The sequence below is a fragment of the Methanoregula sp. genome, from assembly GCF_028679125.1.
Classification (GTDB): domain Archaea; phylum Halobacteriota; class Methanomicrobia; order Methanomicrobiales; family Methanospirillaceae; genus Methanoregula.
This window is the reverse complement of record NZ_JAJRCG010000005.1, coordinates 25,839-40,505: the sequence shown is the minus strand read 5'-3', so window position 1 is coordinate 40,505 and position 14,667 is coordinate 25,839. Positions and strand designations below refer to the sequence as shown.

14 protein-coding genes are annotated in these 14,667 nt (G+C 55.4%); 8 read left to right on the top strand and 6 right to left on the bottom strand.

The features are described 5' to 3' along the window. The first annotated feature begins 23 nt into the window (after window positions 1-23). The 5 genes from LUQ43_RS05070 (at window position 24) to LUQ43_RS05050 (ending at window position 5,719) form a co-directional block, all read left to right on the top strand. Window positions 24-1,214 (top strand): hypothetical protein, encoded by a 1,191-nt coding sequence (locus LUQ43_RS05070; protein ID WP_299964659.1) that lies wholly within the window; start codon window positions 24-26, stop codon window positions 1,212-1,214. Window positions 1,215-1,354: 140 nt separating this feature from the next. Further along, a complete protein-coding gene (locus LUQ43_RS05065) occupies window positions 1,355-1,792 on the top strand; it encodes a YkgJ family cysteine cluster protein (RefSeq protein WP_299964657.1) in 438 nt (145 codons plus the stop codon). Between the two features lie 142 nt (window positions 1,793-1,934). Continuing rightward, window positions 1,935-3,101 carry a hypothetical protein gene (locus tag LUQ43_RS05060; protein WP_299964655.1) on the top strand — a complete coding sequence of 389 codons (1,167 nt, stop codon included), beginning with the start codon at window positions 1,935-1,937 and terminating at the stop codon, window positions 3,099-3,101. A gap of 195 nt (window positions 3,102-3,296) precedes the next feature. Next, window positions 3,297-5,048, top strand: coding sequence for a DUF2070 family protein (locus tag LUQ43_RS05055; protein ID WP_299964653.1), 1,752 nt, complete (start codon window positions 3,297-3,299; stop codon window positions 5,046-5,048). Between the two features lie 80 nt (window positions 5,049-5,128). Next, on the top strand, window positions 5,129-5,719 hold the full coding sequence (locus tag LUQ43_RS05050) for a QueT transporter family protein (protein WP_299964651.1): 591 nt from the start codon (window positions 5,129-5,131) through the stop codon (window positions 5,717-5,719). A gap of 217 nt (window positions 5,720-5,936) precedes the next feature. Here the strand turns inward: LUQ43_RS05050 and fhcD are convergent, their stop codons facing one another. The 3 genes from fhcD to LUQ43_RS05035 all read right to left on the bottom strand — a co-directional run bounded on the left by fhcD (window position 5,937) and on the right by LUQ43_RS05035 (window position 8,144). Further along, a complete protein-coding gene (fhcD, locus tag LUQ43_RS05045; RefSeq protein ID WP_299964649.1) occupies window positions 5,937-6,827 on the bottom strand; it encodes a formylmethanofuran--tetrahydromethanopterin N-formyltransferase in 891 nt (296 codons plus the stop codon). Between the two features lie 14 nt (window positions 6,828-6,841). Next, window positions 6,842-7,402, bottom strand: coding sequence for a 5-formyltetrahydrofolate cyclo-ligase (locus LUQ43_RS05040; RefSeq protein WP_299964647.1), 561 nt, complete (start codon window positions 7,400-7,402; stop codon window positions 6,842-6,844). Between the two features lie 442 nt (window positions 7,403-7,844). Beyond that, entirely contained in the window at window positions 7,845-8,144 is a 300-nt protein-coding gene (locus LUQ43_RS05035) for a hypothetical protein (RefSeq protein WP_299964644.1), read from the bottom strand. A gap of 522 nt (window positions 8,145-8,666) precedes the next feature. Between LUQ43_RS05035 and thsA the strand changes: the two genes are divergently transcribed. Next, window positions 8,667-10,304 (top strand): thermosome subunit alpha, encoded by a 1,638-nt coding sequence (gene thsA / locus LUQ43_RS05030; RefSeq protein ID WP_299964642.1) that lies wholly within the window; start codon window positions 8,667-8,669, stop codon window positions 10,302-10,304. A 147-nt stretch (window positions 10,305-10,451) separates the two neighbouring features. On the opposite strand, the gene LUQ43_RS05025 is transcribed toward thsA, so the two are convergent. Both LUQ43_RS05025 and LUQ43_RS05020 read right to left on the bottom strand, forming a co-directional pair. Continuing rightward, window positions 10,452-10,655 (bottom strand): thiamine pyrophosphate-dependent enzyme, encoded by a 204-nt coding sequence (locus LUQ43_RS05025; RefSeq protein WP_299964639.1) that lies wholly within the window; start codon window positions 10,653-10,655, stop codon window positions 10,452-10,454. A 102-nt stretch (window positions 10,656-10,757) separates the two neighbouring features. Further along, window positions 10,758-11,546, bottom strand: coding sequence for an NYN domain-containing protein (locus LUQ43_RS05020; RefSeq protein WP_299964636.1), 789 nt, complete (start codon window positions 11,544-11,546; stop codon window positions 10,758-10,760). A 168-nt stretch (window positions 11,547-11,714) separates the two neighbouring features. Here LUQ43_RS05020 and LUQ43_RS05015 point away from each other — a divergent pair, with 168 nt between their 5' ends. Both LUQ43_RS05015 and LUQ43_RS05010 read left to right on the top strand, forming a co-directional pair. Continuing rightward, the gene (locus LUQ43_RS05015) at window positions 11,715-13,727 is read left to right on the top strand and encodes a SpoIIE family protein phosphatase (protein ID WP_299964633.1); all 2,013 of its coding nucleotides are present in this window, start codon (window positions 11,715-11,717) and stop codon (window positions 13,725-13,727) included. Between the two features lie 95 nt (window positions 13,728-13,822). Then, entirely contained in the window at window positions 13,823-14,305 is a 483-nt protein-coding gene (locus tag LUQ43_RS05010) for a YkgJ family cysteine cluster protein (protein WP_299964631.1), read from the top strand. 33 nt (window positions 14,306-14,338) lie between these two features. Here the strand turns inward: LUQ43_RS05010 and LUQ43_RS05005 are convergent, their stop codons facing one another. Continuing rightward, the gene (locus tag LUQ43_RS05005; protein ID WP_299964899.1) at window positions 14,339-14,563 is read right to left on the bottom strand and encodes a KTSC domain-containing protein; all 225 of its coding nucleotides are present in this window, start codon (window positions 14,561-14,563) and stop codon (window positions 14,339-14,341) included. Between the last annotated feature and the right edge of the window lie 104 nt (window positions 14,564-14,667).

Here is a 14,667-nt window from a genome sequence, read left to right as displayed (position 1 = left end):
GAAAACCACCGGTGATTCACTCCATGACAGGTACAGACAGTTCTTCCCGTCCGGTATCCCGTAAGGTTCTTGCGATTGTAGTTGTCCTTGCAATCGCCGTGATCCTTGCCGTACTCGGGCTCATGTTCAGCGGCATTCTTCTCCCTAGGCAGAATACCGTTCCCCAGGCGCCGGAAAACACGGCCGATGCAGGCACACACCAGCTCAACTGCAACACCGACGATCTTTCTCCGGACAACACTACCTGCTGCTACTGCAGGTTCAACCTCCAGGAAGCGAACCGGGAGAATCTGAGAGCCCCGACAGTGGTGGATATCAATGAGGCAACCGGGAACCTGCTTGTACGGGGACCCATGCCCCTCACTATCCGTAACGGTGCCGGAAATCCTCCGGCAACCTATGGATGTAAAAACGAGAAGGACTGGTCGTTTGCCTATGACAACTTAAGCCGGATGATCCGGCATGAGAGCACGTCCAGCCCGGCCTACTTCACGAGCGGGAAAACTGCGGCACTCCAGGCAGATCTTGCAGGATTCAATCTCGCCGATTACGAGCTCATCGTCATCTCCCTTGTGGATAATGGGGATGTCGACAGCCACTACCTTAATATCGAGAAACGGGATTTCGGTGGAAAAGCCAGCACGTGTTCAGAACCGCTCGCTGAAGGAACGATCCATGGCCAGCCCGGGAGCCTGCTCATCTCGACAACAGGATTCTGTAATGCCGGAAATCCTGACAACAGCGAATGCCAGCAGTACCTCACCATGGATGTGAATGGCTACTGCAGTTATGCCAACCTTATCTCGCGTATTGATACCCTGATGTCCGAAAAACCGGCATCCGGCAAGAAACGGCTTATCTACTATCACTGTGTGCTCGGGACTGACCGAACCGGGGGCGTCACGATGGGATATCTCATGAAAGCATCCAACCTGAGTTATGCTGATGCGCTGACGTATACCACGTACCTCGGGAAAGACTCTGGCACACCCCATGCACCGAATCTCGGATCCAGGACCCTGGCAAAGGCATACTGCAACATGATCCATGGCACGTGTTCTGATACTGCGGTTGCTGCTGCACTCACGCCCGCTGAAACGGTCACAACGGCTGTCCCGACAACAGCAATAGCCAAGGCGACAACACTCATGCCTGCCCAGACCGCAGTATCCGGAGCGCGGTACACCCCAGGGACCGGCGGGGCAACATTCTGATTTTCTTAACCTGAATTTTTTTATTGCAACAGCACATTCCGGGAACGGTTCTGCGGTTACTCCTCAGGTATACAGGAGGTACTCTGCCATATCCTGTGCAGGTCCGGCCCGCAAACACTTATCCAGATTCCGGGCGAACAATGAACAGGATTTTTATGGACGAGCCCCAACCCGATGACGAGCCCTGTGAGCAGTGCGGGCTCTGCTGCCGTATCTTCGGCCCCGGTATTGCACCGACCCCGGCAAACGTGTATATCTGGATAGAGCAGGGGAGATCCGATATTCTCCGCTGGTATGTCGCGTTCAGGGAACACGGGGATCCCGTTTCCTGCACCAGCCTCCGGGCCGAAGACCTCGGAGAGGTTATCTCTTTTGAGATGCGCCATCCGGAAAGCGGGGAGTATGTCACCGTCTGCCCGTTTTTACGCCGGGTGGCAAAGTCACGGTACCTCTGCGGGATCCATCTGGTGAAGCCCGAGATGTGCTGCCATTACCAGCCATGGGTCTGGGGTGAGACCTACTTCAACAAGTGTCCTGCGCTCAAAAAGGCTGAACATCCCTGCCGGTGGCCGCTCTGATTGCCGGTACTGGCATGCCAGGCATACGGGATCGTATGAGAGCATACCCGGTTGGAACCTAATTGCCCTTTTTCTTCCAATTTCCGTGTCTTTATTAACACGGTTCCCAAACCACTAATCAAGGACTTATTTCTGGTGTTTAATGACTGAAAAAACCCCGATAAAAAAACCGGCATTCCGATGGATCTCCCTTGTCGTGCTTGCAGTTGTTGTTGTGGCTGTGGCAGTTTTCTCATGGGCCGTACTTACCCCGTCGCAGAATCCTGTGCAGGCACCGGAGAACGATGCTGCCGCCATGTCCTGTTCGGACTCGTCTGCTGACGGCAGTACCTGCTGCAAGAATATCTTCAATCTCCAGGAAGAGAACCGGAACCAGATGGCATCACCGACCGTTGTCGATTACTCGGAAGCGACCGGCAACCTTCTCATCCGGGGACCTGAACCGGTCATCCTCCGCAGCGGCGCAGGAAACCAGAAGGGATGCCTGAACAGCAATGAATGGCATTTTGCCTACGATGAACTCAACGGGATGATCCGGCATGAGAAGGATGTTGCACCGGCCTATTTCTCCGACAGCAAAAAAGCAGCGCTGATCAGGGATTTACAGGACTTCAACCTCTCGGATTACCAGTTCATCGATATCAGCCTCCTCAATGCCGGGGATTCGAACGCGGCTCTTTTCGCTGCCGAGAAGAATGCATACGGGGGAAGTTTCAGCACCTGTTCGGGAAGCGCGAAGATCCCATCCACGATACGGAGTGGCACCGGGAACCTGATCTGGTCGAACACGATCGGCTGCCCCGGCAATGATGATACGTGCATCAATAACCGGCTCTGGACGGATAACGACGGTTTTTGCAGTTACGCTGACACGGTCAACAACATCTCGGCCATGCTGAAACAAAAAGACCCATCCGGCAAAAAAACCCTGATCTACTACCACTGCAATCATGGCGCAGACCGGACCGGGGGGATCACGATCGGGTATCTCTTAAAGGCGAACCCGGCTATGACGTTTGACGATGCGGTCACCTATACCACGTATCTCGGGCAGACAACGGCCATCAATCGCTGGACTCCCGAACCGGGCGCACAGAACCTGGCAAATGCCTATTGCAAATCCATTAACGGGCTCTGCCGGGTCAGCGACAATACAGAGGCCGGTACCGTGAGCGGAACAACAGTGGGAACCGTTCTTCCCACAGTACCAAGTACCGTCATAGTTACCCCACAGCCAACTGCGACCACCATCCCGTCCCAGACCGCAGTCACCAGATATAATCCTGCAACCAGCGGGAATACGTTCTAACTTTTTTTATAACGTTCGCCGAGTGAGTGAACTGATTCCGTCATACAAGAACAGCGGAAACGTTCATCCCGTTATAATCCAGATACACCACAGATAGCATGATCACACGACCCCTCCCCGGTATCCACAGCAGCCCCGATGCCATGATCAGTCCCTTCACGGTGTGCGGGACACCCCCGGCGGGAGGGATATCCCGTGTCTGGTGAGATGGACCTCAAACTGGAGGCGCTCTCAAAATATATCGTTACCAGCCCGTCATGGGCCCGGTCGCTTGCCCTCATCCTCATCCTCTCCGGCTGCGTGGAGGTCATGGCGATGCTGGGAAGCGGAAAAAATCTCACGAACCCGGCCCTCTTCCCCGTTGCAGCATACCTCATCCCCGCACTCGCTGCCCTTGCCCTGACACCCTGGCTGGCCCGGCGGTTCTCCGGGAAACTGGATCTTGGCTGGTCGGGACTCACAGCAGCGCTCGGCCTCATCATCTCGATTTTCATCTCCCTCTCGCCGATCCTGTTGTTCCGGTTCTCGTTCCCGCTCTTCTTTGCGGTATCGTTGGCACTCGTCTTCGCGTTTCGTATGCTCCTCCTTGCAGCGGTGGTCGATTTCCACCTCAGGCGGGTCGTAATCCCGGCGCTTCTCCATTCCGGTATTGCGGTTATTGGTGCGGCATCATTTCTCGGCCTTCAGTTCGTGCAGATCTCCATCCTGCTCCACATCAGTTTCGCCATCGGGGTATACCTCTTCATCATTGTTGTCGAACGCCCCATGAAGGCAAACTTCAAAGTAGGACCGCTCGAACTGGTGAACGCGTTCCTTTCACACCTGTCCGAAGGCAGCAGGAAGCTCGACGACTTCTTCCGGAGCATTGGCGAGAGCGTGGTGGTTCCGCAGGTCTCCCTTGTTATGCAGCGGGAGGGAAAGGAGGAGATCTTCGTTACGATCCCCAACGTCCACCCCGGTCCTCTCGGGGAGATCGGGGGGAGTAACCTGCCAAAGATTCTCCACGGGATGTTTGGCAATGCCTCGATGGTCTTTCACGGCTCGGCTTCGCATGATTTCAACCCGGTCGATGAAGTGGAAGTCGGGAAGGTGGGTGACGCGGTTCTCGCGGCTCGTCCCCGCTCCTGCTCCAATAACGGGTGCACACCGTCAGCACGGTACCGGTGCGGCTCGGTGGATGTGCTTGCGCAGGCGTTCGGGGACACCGTCCTTGCTATTGCAACCCGGTCGCCGCTGGTTACGGAAGACCTCGATTTTGCCCTTGGTTTTTCCATTATGAAAACCGGGGAGAGATATTTCCCCCATGTCGGATTTATCGATGCCCATAACTGCATGGATACCCTGGCGGACGGGGTGTATTCGGGTACGGAACTCGGCATGGAGTATCTCGGCGCAGCGGAGAGTGCATTTGCCGCAACCGCACGAAAAGAGCAGGTCCCGTTCTCAGCAGGATATGCCCACCGGAAACTCCCGTTCTCACGACAGGAAGGGTTTGGGGATCTCGGTGTCCAGGTCCTGGTCGTGAATGCCGGCGGACAGAAGACCGCATACGTCCTCTTTGATGGCAACAACATGCAGACCGGAACCCGCGACGAGATCCGCACAAGGCTGCTTGGCATTGTTGATGAATGCGAGGTCACGACCACCGATACCCATGTCGTCAATACGATCTCCGGCAGGAACCAGGTGGGTCTCCGGGTCAGTGTTGATACGTTTTATCCCCTTGTCGAGGAAGCAGTCCGGGAAGCGCTTGCAGATGCCGCTCCTGCCCGCACGGCCGGTTCAACCGCGTGGTGCCGGGGGATCGTGGTCTTCGGCTCGCAGCGGATCTCCCAGATCGCATCCACGGTCAACGGGATGATAGGGTTCCTGGTTCCCGTTGCAGCGATCATCATCCTGGGCGCATTCCTGACAACCGCGATGGCGTATTTCCTGCTGGTTTACTAACTGCACGCTGACCGGACTCACGTCGGGAAACAGATCCGGTGACAGCGATCCTTTTCCCCAAAGGCTCCCAAACTATCTGTATGCACGAACTTCTCCGGGTGCTGTCCGACCGGAAAGGCCAGGCATGGATTCTCGTAACAGCACTTTTTTACGTGCTCGTTCTGGTCCCCTTTAACCAGTACCAGTGGGTGATTGCGGGGATCAGCGTACGTCCTGCTGCGATCCTGCCGGTGGTCTGCGGGATCTTCTGGGGCCCGGCCGCAGCATGGGGACTGTGTACCGGTAATATTGTGGGTGACCTCTTTGGTTCGTGGTCCCCGATGAGTATTGTGGGCTGCATCGCGAATTTCCTGTACCCGTATATCTCGTACCGGCTCTGGCACCGGCTGATGCAGGGACGGGAAATCCGGATGGACACCTATGCTCTTGGCTGTTTCTGGGCAGTCACCTTCCTCGTAACGTTTGCCTGTATGCTGCTCCTCGCGGTGTGCGGCACGCTCTTCTTCGGCCGGCCGTTTGAGAGTAAGTTCTACAGTTATTTCAGCAACAGCATCATCTGGGCCATGATCGGAGGCCCGATCCTGTTCTGGCTACTCTACGAGCCGGCGGTCCGGAACAGGTTTGTGTACGGCGACCAGTGGAATCGCGTGTCCCAAAAGGCTCCATCCTGATCATGGTCAACGGTCCGACATGTAGTGATGAGAATGTCACATCGTACGAATTACCCTTTGAACGGGGCAGGGAACGTAACGTGAGCGGGTTCACGATCCTCATGCCGGAACTTCCCTGTCAGGAACAACGGTCACGGTGACCGGAAAACCGGAACCGGCCCGGGTATTCCGGACTCCCTGTCAGGATAAGGGATCTCCGGAATAATTCCCTCATTTCTTACCTGAACAGGTCATGCAGGGAGAACCGGTGCGGGCCAAGCCTCCCGTCAAAATTCGATGCCCCGATATGGCTTGCCTGTCCGGTCTCCGCGGCTGCCCGGATACCCGCGGCCATGGCTTTTTGTATCGCTGCTTCATCTGTCCCGTTCATGACAATCTCGTAGATCGAGCCCACGCCATCCGGCACGAGTGAATCGGCAATCCTGCCCTTCAGGGAGGGACAGAACATGTGGTTGGTACTCGCCGGCATCGGGAACCGGTAATTCTTGCAGGCCACCTTCGACCCGCTCTTTACGATTCCGCCGGCAAAACTGGTAATAATTCCCTTCATCCCCCGTATGGCACCGGCTCCTGCCGTTGCCGCCAGAAGAGCAGACTGCGGGTCTTTTCCCATGACAAGGAAATTTCCCCCGGCGATTCCCTTCACCGTGCCGAACCGCTCCTCACCGGTATAATCGCCTTCCATGACAGGGATCTTCCAGCAGTTCCGCCCTCCGACGACACACCGCTCTTCATACCGGTCCCCGAAATAATGCATACGGATAGAAAACCGGGAGGCCGCATCCGGCAGGCCGTCAAATGCGCTGGCAGTCGGTGCCGGGAGCACGCACTGGGAGATTCGGGCGGCAACATTGGATTTCATATTCTTCTTCTCGGCGCAGATCAGGATCGAGACACCCGGTCTCCCATCCGGGGTCTCGCCAGGGAGCATCCCGCACTCTATCCCGGCCTCGCAGGGGCAGAAGATCTTGGACGTCGCAAAACCCGTGGAGGTTACCGCGGTTGTATACGCCCATTCCTTCGTGGCTGCCGTGATGACAACACGCGAGAGCCAGGTCGGGAATGCCTCGGCAAAGGTATCAAGGATTTCAGTACCGTTGATCTCCATAATCGCGTCATCCCTCAGGGATATACGATCCCTTCTTCCGTGACAATAGAATCCATGCGGACATCGGTCTCGTCCAGCGGAAGGCTGTCGATCTCCTGGCAGGCAAACGCGATGCCGATCTTGCGGAGGTCGGGGAATTTTTCCAGGAACCGGTCATAATACCCGGCACCGTACCCGATCCGCCCGCCGGTCCTGTCGAACCCGAGCATCGGGAGGAGGATCGTATCCACCTCCTCGCCCCGTGCCGGGATCTCGCTCCCAATGGGCTCGGGGACGCCGAATGTGCTCGGGACCAGTACCGCAAGGTCCCGCAGGTACGAGAGCCGGAGGCTTACGTCCTCCTTGACGATGATCGGGACAATGACCGGGTTCCTGCGTTCAAGCAAGGCAGTGATGATCGGCACCGTGTTAACCTCCAGCGCCTTGGAGGTATAGGCCATCACGGTCTCGTGCTCATCGATGAGGGTCATAAGATGGCCACAGATACGATTGCTCTTCTTCAGCCGGTCTTCGGGTTCCATGGCATCCTTCCGTTCCCGCAGGATCTTCCGTATGCTGTTTTTCTGCTCCCGCATGGGCAGTAGTAGAGAACGAGAATATTTATGCTTTTCCGGGTGTTCAACGGCGGGATTTTTTTTAAGCCGGTAGTATCTGGGATGCCCTCATGCCCTGCCATGAGATACAGATAGGAAATACCGGATCATACCGGATAATTATCGGAAAATAACAACCAGAAGGACTATACCGGGATAGTTCTTTCAGGCCAGCCAAAAAAACCAGACAAGGCAGATACAGACCGTAACAACCAGGATCCGGAACCACCATGCTTTCCAGACCGGGCACCCCGCATAAAACTCATACGAAAGAAGATCTGTATCATATCTTTGCAGGGCCCATTGCCACCAGGTCCGTGTCATACTGCACGCCCATACCCTGCTCCGGCGACCCGGATAAATACGCAACAGCATGCATTCATGTCGGGTTTTTTTCCCGGAACGGGAAAGGTAACAGGCAGCATCAGAGCAGTCCATGAGCCTGATCGATCAGCTCGATCGTGTAATGGTGGGGGTAATCGCTTTTTTTGAAGGGTGCAGTCCCCATGATGTAAAACCCGAAACGGGTCTCCCGGATGTGGTTGGAATAGAGAAAATTCAGCAGGGCGCTGATGGACTGGGAGGAACTCCCTGCCAGGTGATGGAACTGTGCAATGTCCCGTGCCGTCACGTCAGCGCGGGAGAGATTGTTGTGGAGCAGGTAGGCACAGATGAGATGAGCATAATTGTATCTCCGTGTGGAATCTGTCCTCCTGTGCCCCATTATCTGCTCCCATTTTCATGCTTTTGTCCCTCTTTGGTTTACCGGGGGATAGTAGTATGTATCGATCCAACATTAAAAAAATAAAATAAAAAATCCATGAATGGTTTTCCGGAGCCCATCCTTGAAAAAAACCCGGAGAACACAAGCAGTCATCATTTTACTTGTGCGCAGATGGTTGCACGGGGATTTTATCGATCAGATCAAAGGAACATGTCGCATTCCCCCGACAGATACATCTATGAACCCACGAAGCAATTCTCCCCCATAACAACTGAGTAACAACGTCATTACATCTATCGTTGCACCGCGAACATGCCCCCACAACCCGGTACGGTTGGGGCAGATCTGTTCCGGACTTTGTTTTTTCACAACGATATTGTTTGATCAACCGTGTGCCCCCACGCGCAAAAACCGGCCTACCGGGACCCGGGGCGCCTGGCCGTGCACACCGGCATGAACAGGGACAACTCTTCTGCACTCAGGAGGGAAGACCCGGAACCAACCATAAATTTGAGGAACGAAATGTCACAACAACTTGGCGGGCAGCAGATCATCATTCTCAGGGAAGGAACTACCCGGAACCGGGGGCAGGAAGCCCAGAACAACAACATTGCTGCCGCACTGGCGGTAGCAGCAGCGGTCAGGTCAACGCTCGGGCCGAAGGGAATGGACAAAATGCTCATCGACGGCATGGGAGAGATCGTCATCACGAACGATGGCGCCACGATCCTGCAGCAGATGGACATCGAGCACCCTGCCGCAAAGATGATGGTGGAGATTGCAAAGACGCAGGACAAGGAAGTCGGTGACGGCACGACATCGGCGGTCATACTTGCCGCGGAACTCCTGAAAAATGCGGAGAATCTTCTTGAACAGCATCTCCACCCGACCGTTATCGCGGAAGGATACCAGCAGGCGGCAGTAAAATCCCTCGAGATCCTTTCAGGGATCGCAGTTACGGTGAAACCCGGCGATCACGCGATGCTGAGAAAAGTCGCCGAAACGGCAATCAGCGGTAAAGGGGCAGAGGCATACAAGGATCTGCTCTGCGACATGGTCGTCAAGGCAATAACGAAGGTCACGGATTCCGATGGCACGGTTGATATCGGGCACGTGAACGTCCAGAAGAAAGTCGGGGGGGCCATTGAGGACACCCAGCTGATCGATGGAATGGTTATTGACAAGGAACGGGCGCACCCGGGCATGCCAAAGGAAGTGAAGAACGCAAAGATCCTTCTCCTCAACGCGGCGCTCGAATACAAAAAGACCGAGGTCTCCGCCAAGATCAATATCTCCATGCCCGGCCAGGTGCAGGAATTCCTTGACGAGGATGAACAGATGATCCATGCGATGGCGGACAAGGTCATCAAGACCGGTGCAACGGTCGTGTTCTGCCAGAAAGGCATCGATGATATTGCCCAGCACTACCTGGCAAAGGCGGGCATCCTTGCGGCACGCAGGCTCAAGAAGAGCGACATGGAGAACATTGCACGGGCAACCGGAGCAACGATTGTCAGTACGATTGACGCGATAACTGCGGCCGATCTCGGGTCTGCCGGTCTTGTCGAGGAGAAGAAACTCTCCGAGTCCGACATGATCTATGTCTCGAAATGCAAGAATCCCAAGGCAGTCTCCCTGATCATCCGGGGCGGATCCGAGCACATTATCGAGGATCTCGAACGTGCGATCCACGATGCCCTGATGGTCGTCAGCGTTGTCGTGCAGGACAAGAAGATTGTTCCCGGTGGCGGAGCGCCAGAGATCGAGGTCTCGCTCCAGCTGCACCGGTACGCCTCAACGGTCGGGGGCCGGATCCAGCTCGCGATCGAGGCATTCGCCAAGGCACTTGAGATCATTCCGCGGACTCTTGCTGATAACGCCGGTCTCGATCCTATCGACATGCTCGTCGCGATCCGGGCTGCCCATGAAACCGGGAACCGGACCTTCGGGCTTGACGTGTACAAGGGAAAACCGATCGATATGCTCAAGGCCGGTGTCGTTGAGCCTCTGAAAGTGAAGACGCAGGCCATTTCGAGCGCTACCGAGGCCGCGGTCATGATCCTGCGCATCGACGATGTCATTGCATCCGCACGGAGCGCAGGGCCTGCCGGCGGCATGCCACCGGGCGGAATGGGCGGGATGCCTCCCGGAATGGGATAATAGCAGCCCGGAGATTCTTTTCTCATTTTTTATTCGGACGGGTCACCAGGGATCAGAACCGTTTCGCGTCCGTGTCCCCGTCGATGATTACAGATCTGTCCATCGCCATTACACGCATGACCGCAGGTCCGGAATCCTCCGGGTGAGTCACCGGATCCCGACACCGCCGCACATGTCAGCATCCTTCGCAGAGTCCGGGTTGAGCTGGCCGGTGGCAAACTCCGGGTAATGCTCCGTCATCTGTTCCACCTGGATCACGCCCGGTTGCCGGTTATCCAGAAGGATGACTACCATCGGCAGGTGATAGTTCACTGCGGTGACAAAATCCCCCATGGCCATGGAGAACATCATGCGTTGGGATACTCCCGGGTTATCGAGGAAGCAGATAGTGTCCGGCAGGGTTGGGGAAAATGGAATGGGGATATAATCCGGTTAATGACTGTCCCACAAAACCTATTTACGGTTTTTCTTCATCCGTTCCCGGATATAGATGATCTTTCCGACCTGGTCCTTTGACTGCCGTTCATCGATCTCGAACAGGTCAAGGGAGCGTATGAGATCGAAGAATTTCTTGAACCCGTAATTCCGCGAATCAAATTCCGGGCTTTTCTTCTGGATGTTCTGACCGACAAGCCCGAGCTCCACCCAGCCCTGGTCATCCGAGGAATCCTCGACACTGTTCTTCAGCAGTTTCAAGAATTTCTGATCCTTCTTCATATCCTTGAAGACCGTGGCGTTCCGGTAAACGGGCGTGGCAGTCCCCACGTGCTCCGTTGCCGGTTCGGTTGGCCGCAGGATCTCGGTATAGATGAATTTGTCGCACGCATCGACAAACGCCTTGGGCGTCTTCTCTTCGCCGAACCCGTACACCATCAGGCCGGACTCCCGGATCCGTGAAGCCAGTCGGGTAAAATCGCTGTCGCTCGACACCAGGCAGAAACCATCCAGGTTCCCCGCATGGAGCAGGTCCATGGCATCGATGATCAGCGCACTGTCCGTTGCATTTTTCTTGACCGTATAGTTGAACTGCTGGATCGGGATGATCGAATTGGAGAGGAGGACATCCTTCCATCCCTGGTGCTGGGGCGTTGTCCAGTTGCCGTAGATCCTCTTGACCGAGGCTACGCCGTATTTGGCCACTTCGTCGAGCAGGTTCTTGATGATGCTTGCCTGGGCGTTATCCGCATCAATGAGTACCGCCAGTCGCTTCTGGCGTTCGATCGGGACTGAATTATATTCCATTGATTCAACATTCGTTTCAGAGAATTTAATCTTGAGGGTTGCTTTGGAACCGGCCTCCGACCGGGGGGTGGCTGGTTAACACAAGGGTACCTGACGGGAAATGCCCCGACCGGGTCGAGAGGAAGAATCATCATACCCGGGTGACTATTCCTGCATAGGTGCAGGAGCATGGAACCCCCGGACCCGACTTTTCATGACGCAATTATCGACTTCTTACCGGACGCCACGTTCGTGATCGACCTGGACGGAAAGGTCATTGCATGGAACAAGGCAATGGAAGCGGTGACCGGAATTCCGGCTGAAGCCATGCTCGGGAAAGGAAAATACGAGTACGCCATCCCCTTCTATGGCGTGCAGAAACCGATGCTCGCCAACCTCATCTTCATGCCCGAAGCAGAGATCGAGAAACGATATGATTCCATCGAACGGATCGGGGACACGCTCGTTGTCGACATCTTCATCCCGGACTTCCGGCCCGGCGGGGTTTTTTTCTGGGCAAAGGCCAGCCCGCTCTGTGATCCGCAGGGAAATATTACCGGGGCAATCGAGACTATCCGCGACATCACCGACCGGAAGCGTGCCGAACAGGAGATCGTGCGGACTACCCGGAAGATGGCGGAGATCATCGACTTCTTACCGGATGCCACGTTCGTGATCGACCTGGACGGAAAGGTCATTGCATGGAACAAGGCTATGGAAGCGGTGACCGGGGTTCCGGCCAAAGACATGCTCGGGAAAGGAAAATACGAGTACGCCATCCCCTTCTATGGCGTGCAGAAACCGATGCTTGCCAACCTCATCTTCATGCCCGAAGCAGAGATCGAAAAACGATATGATTCCATCGAACGGATCGGGGACACGCTCGTTGTCGACATCTTCATCCCGGACTTCCGGCCCGGCGGGGTATTCTTCTGGGCAAAGGCCAGCCCGCTCTGTGATCCGCAGGGAAATATCACCGGGGCGATCGAGACTATCCGCGACATCACCGACCGGAAGCGTGCCGAACAGGAGATCGTGCGGTCCCGGCGGAGTCTTGCCGATATCATCAGTTTTCTTCCCGATGCCACGTTTGCCATCGACAAGGACGGCAGGGTCATCACGTGGAACCAGGAGATGGAGGATATTACAGGCATCCCCGCTGCATCCATGATGGGAAAAGGGGAGTACGAGTATGCGATCCCGTTTTACCATGACCGCAGGCCCATGCTCGCCAACCTCATCCTCATGCCGGAGGCAGAGGTGGAGAATCTCTATACCCACGTGCAGCGTGAGGGGGACACGCTTGTCGTGGACACGTTCATCCAGAACCTGCGGGGAAGTTCGGGCAGGTATTTCTGGGCAAAGGCCAGCCCGCTCTATGACCTTCAGGGAAATATTACCGGAGCGATCGAGACTATCCGTGATATCACCGAGCGCCGCGAGATGGAAGGCAAGCTTGTACGTTCGAATGCCGAACTCCAGATTGCCGCTGACATCCAGAAGAGCTTCATGCCGGAGGTGATCCCCCAGATAACCGGGTTCGATATCGCTGCCCGGACGGTCATGGCCAAGGAAGTGGGCGGCGATTTCTTTGACGTGATCCCCTTCGAGATCATCGCTCTTGACAAAGGAACGCTCGGGCTCCTCATTGCCGATGTTTCCGGAAAGGGCGTACCGGCAGCACTCTTCATGGCATTATCCCGGATCGTGGTCCGTGTGAATGTTCTCTGGCATCGCGACCCGGCAAAAGCGATCTTCGATTCCAACAATATCATTGCCCAGGATTCAAAATCCGGCATGTTTGTCACCCTCTTTTTCGGCATACTGCAAGAGAAGGACAGGACCCTGACCTATGTCAATGCCGGCCACAATCCCCCGGTAGTCTTCCGGAGCCGGATGGATACTCTCGAGGAGCTCATGCCCACGGGTATCGTGCTTGGTGCAATCGAGAACCGGAAGTACTTTTCCCGGACAATATCGATTGGTCCTGGCGATGTTATCGTCATGTATACTGACGGGGTCACGGAGTCGATCAATGCACAGGAAGAACTTTTCGGCGAGGAGCGGCTCAATGAGGTCATCCGGAAAAATGCCCGATGTCCGGCACAGGAAATCCTCGACGCAATCCTGCTGGCGGTCAACGAATATACCGGCGATCTGCCTCAGTTCGATGACATCACGCTGCTGGTGATCAAAGGCTGAATTCACGGGAAATACTCCGCCACAATCCCGTGATGCGGATGGGGTTCCGCCACGGTTAAGTCCCGGCAATGATAATACCCGGTACCAGATTCCACATGCCGTTTGAATGCAGCCAGTGCGGGGAATGTTGCAGCCACCTTGGCCTTGTCCATACGATACGGGAGGATTACGGGAACTACCGGTACCTTGTCAACAACGAGTATACCGGAGAGAAAACGGAAGTGACGGTTGACCCGGACAAGTATGGACTGTTCCGGGACCGGAGTATATTTTCCGAACGCCCCGAGGCATGTCCGTTCTTCCGGTTCGACCGGAACGAGGCAAAAGGGTACTGCACCGTCCACCTGACACGCCCGGAGATCTGCCGGGATTATGGCTGCTGGCGCATCCTGATCCTTGACGCGGAGGGGAAACGGGCCGGGCGGATCATGTGCCAGAGATTCCTTGCATCGGAAGAGGAACGGCTGACAGAAATTTTTGAAAACGAGATCAACGCCATCACCGAACCCGATGATGCTGCCTGGGACGAGCGGCTCATCCATGTACTGGGTGCGGCAGGCTACACGGTGCTGTTGTAATCCCCCTGCCGGGACAATCAGCCACGAATCCGGTTATTTGGCGGCCAGTGCTTTTGTCTGGAACTTGGGCCGGATTTTCTCTGAAAAGTATTTCCCTATCTCTTCCGAACGCATGAGATCGGCGTAGATTTTCGGCGGGACTCCCAGGTACTGGTAAACAAGCCGGTTGTGAAATTCGATCTCCAGGATTTTTGTGCTGTCATCATAGCCGACAGAGTTCAGAATTCGGGATTTAACAGGCTGTCGTTCCAAACACATCACTACTGTCTTACACGTGCGTTGACGGGTTAAATATTTTTATAAAAATTTTAGCCCGGGACAATGGAAATGGAAAAAACCGTTTCAGCCGATATACCCACCTT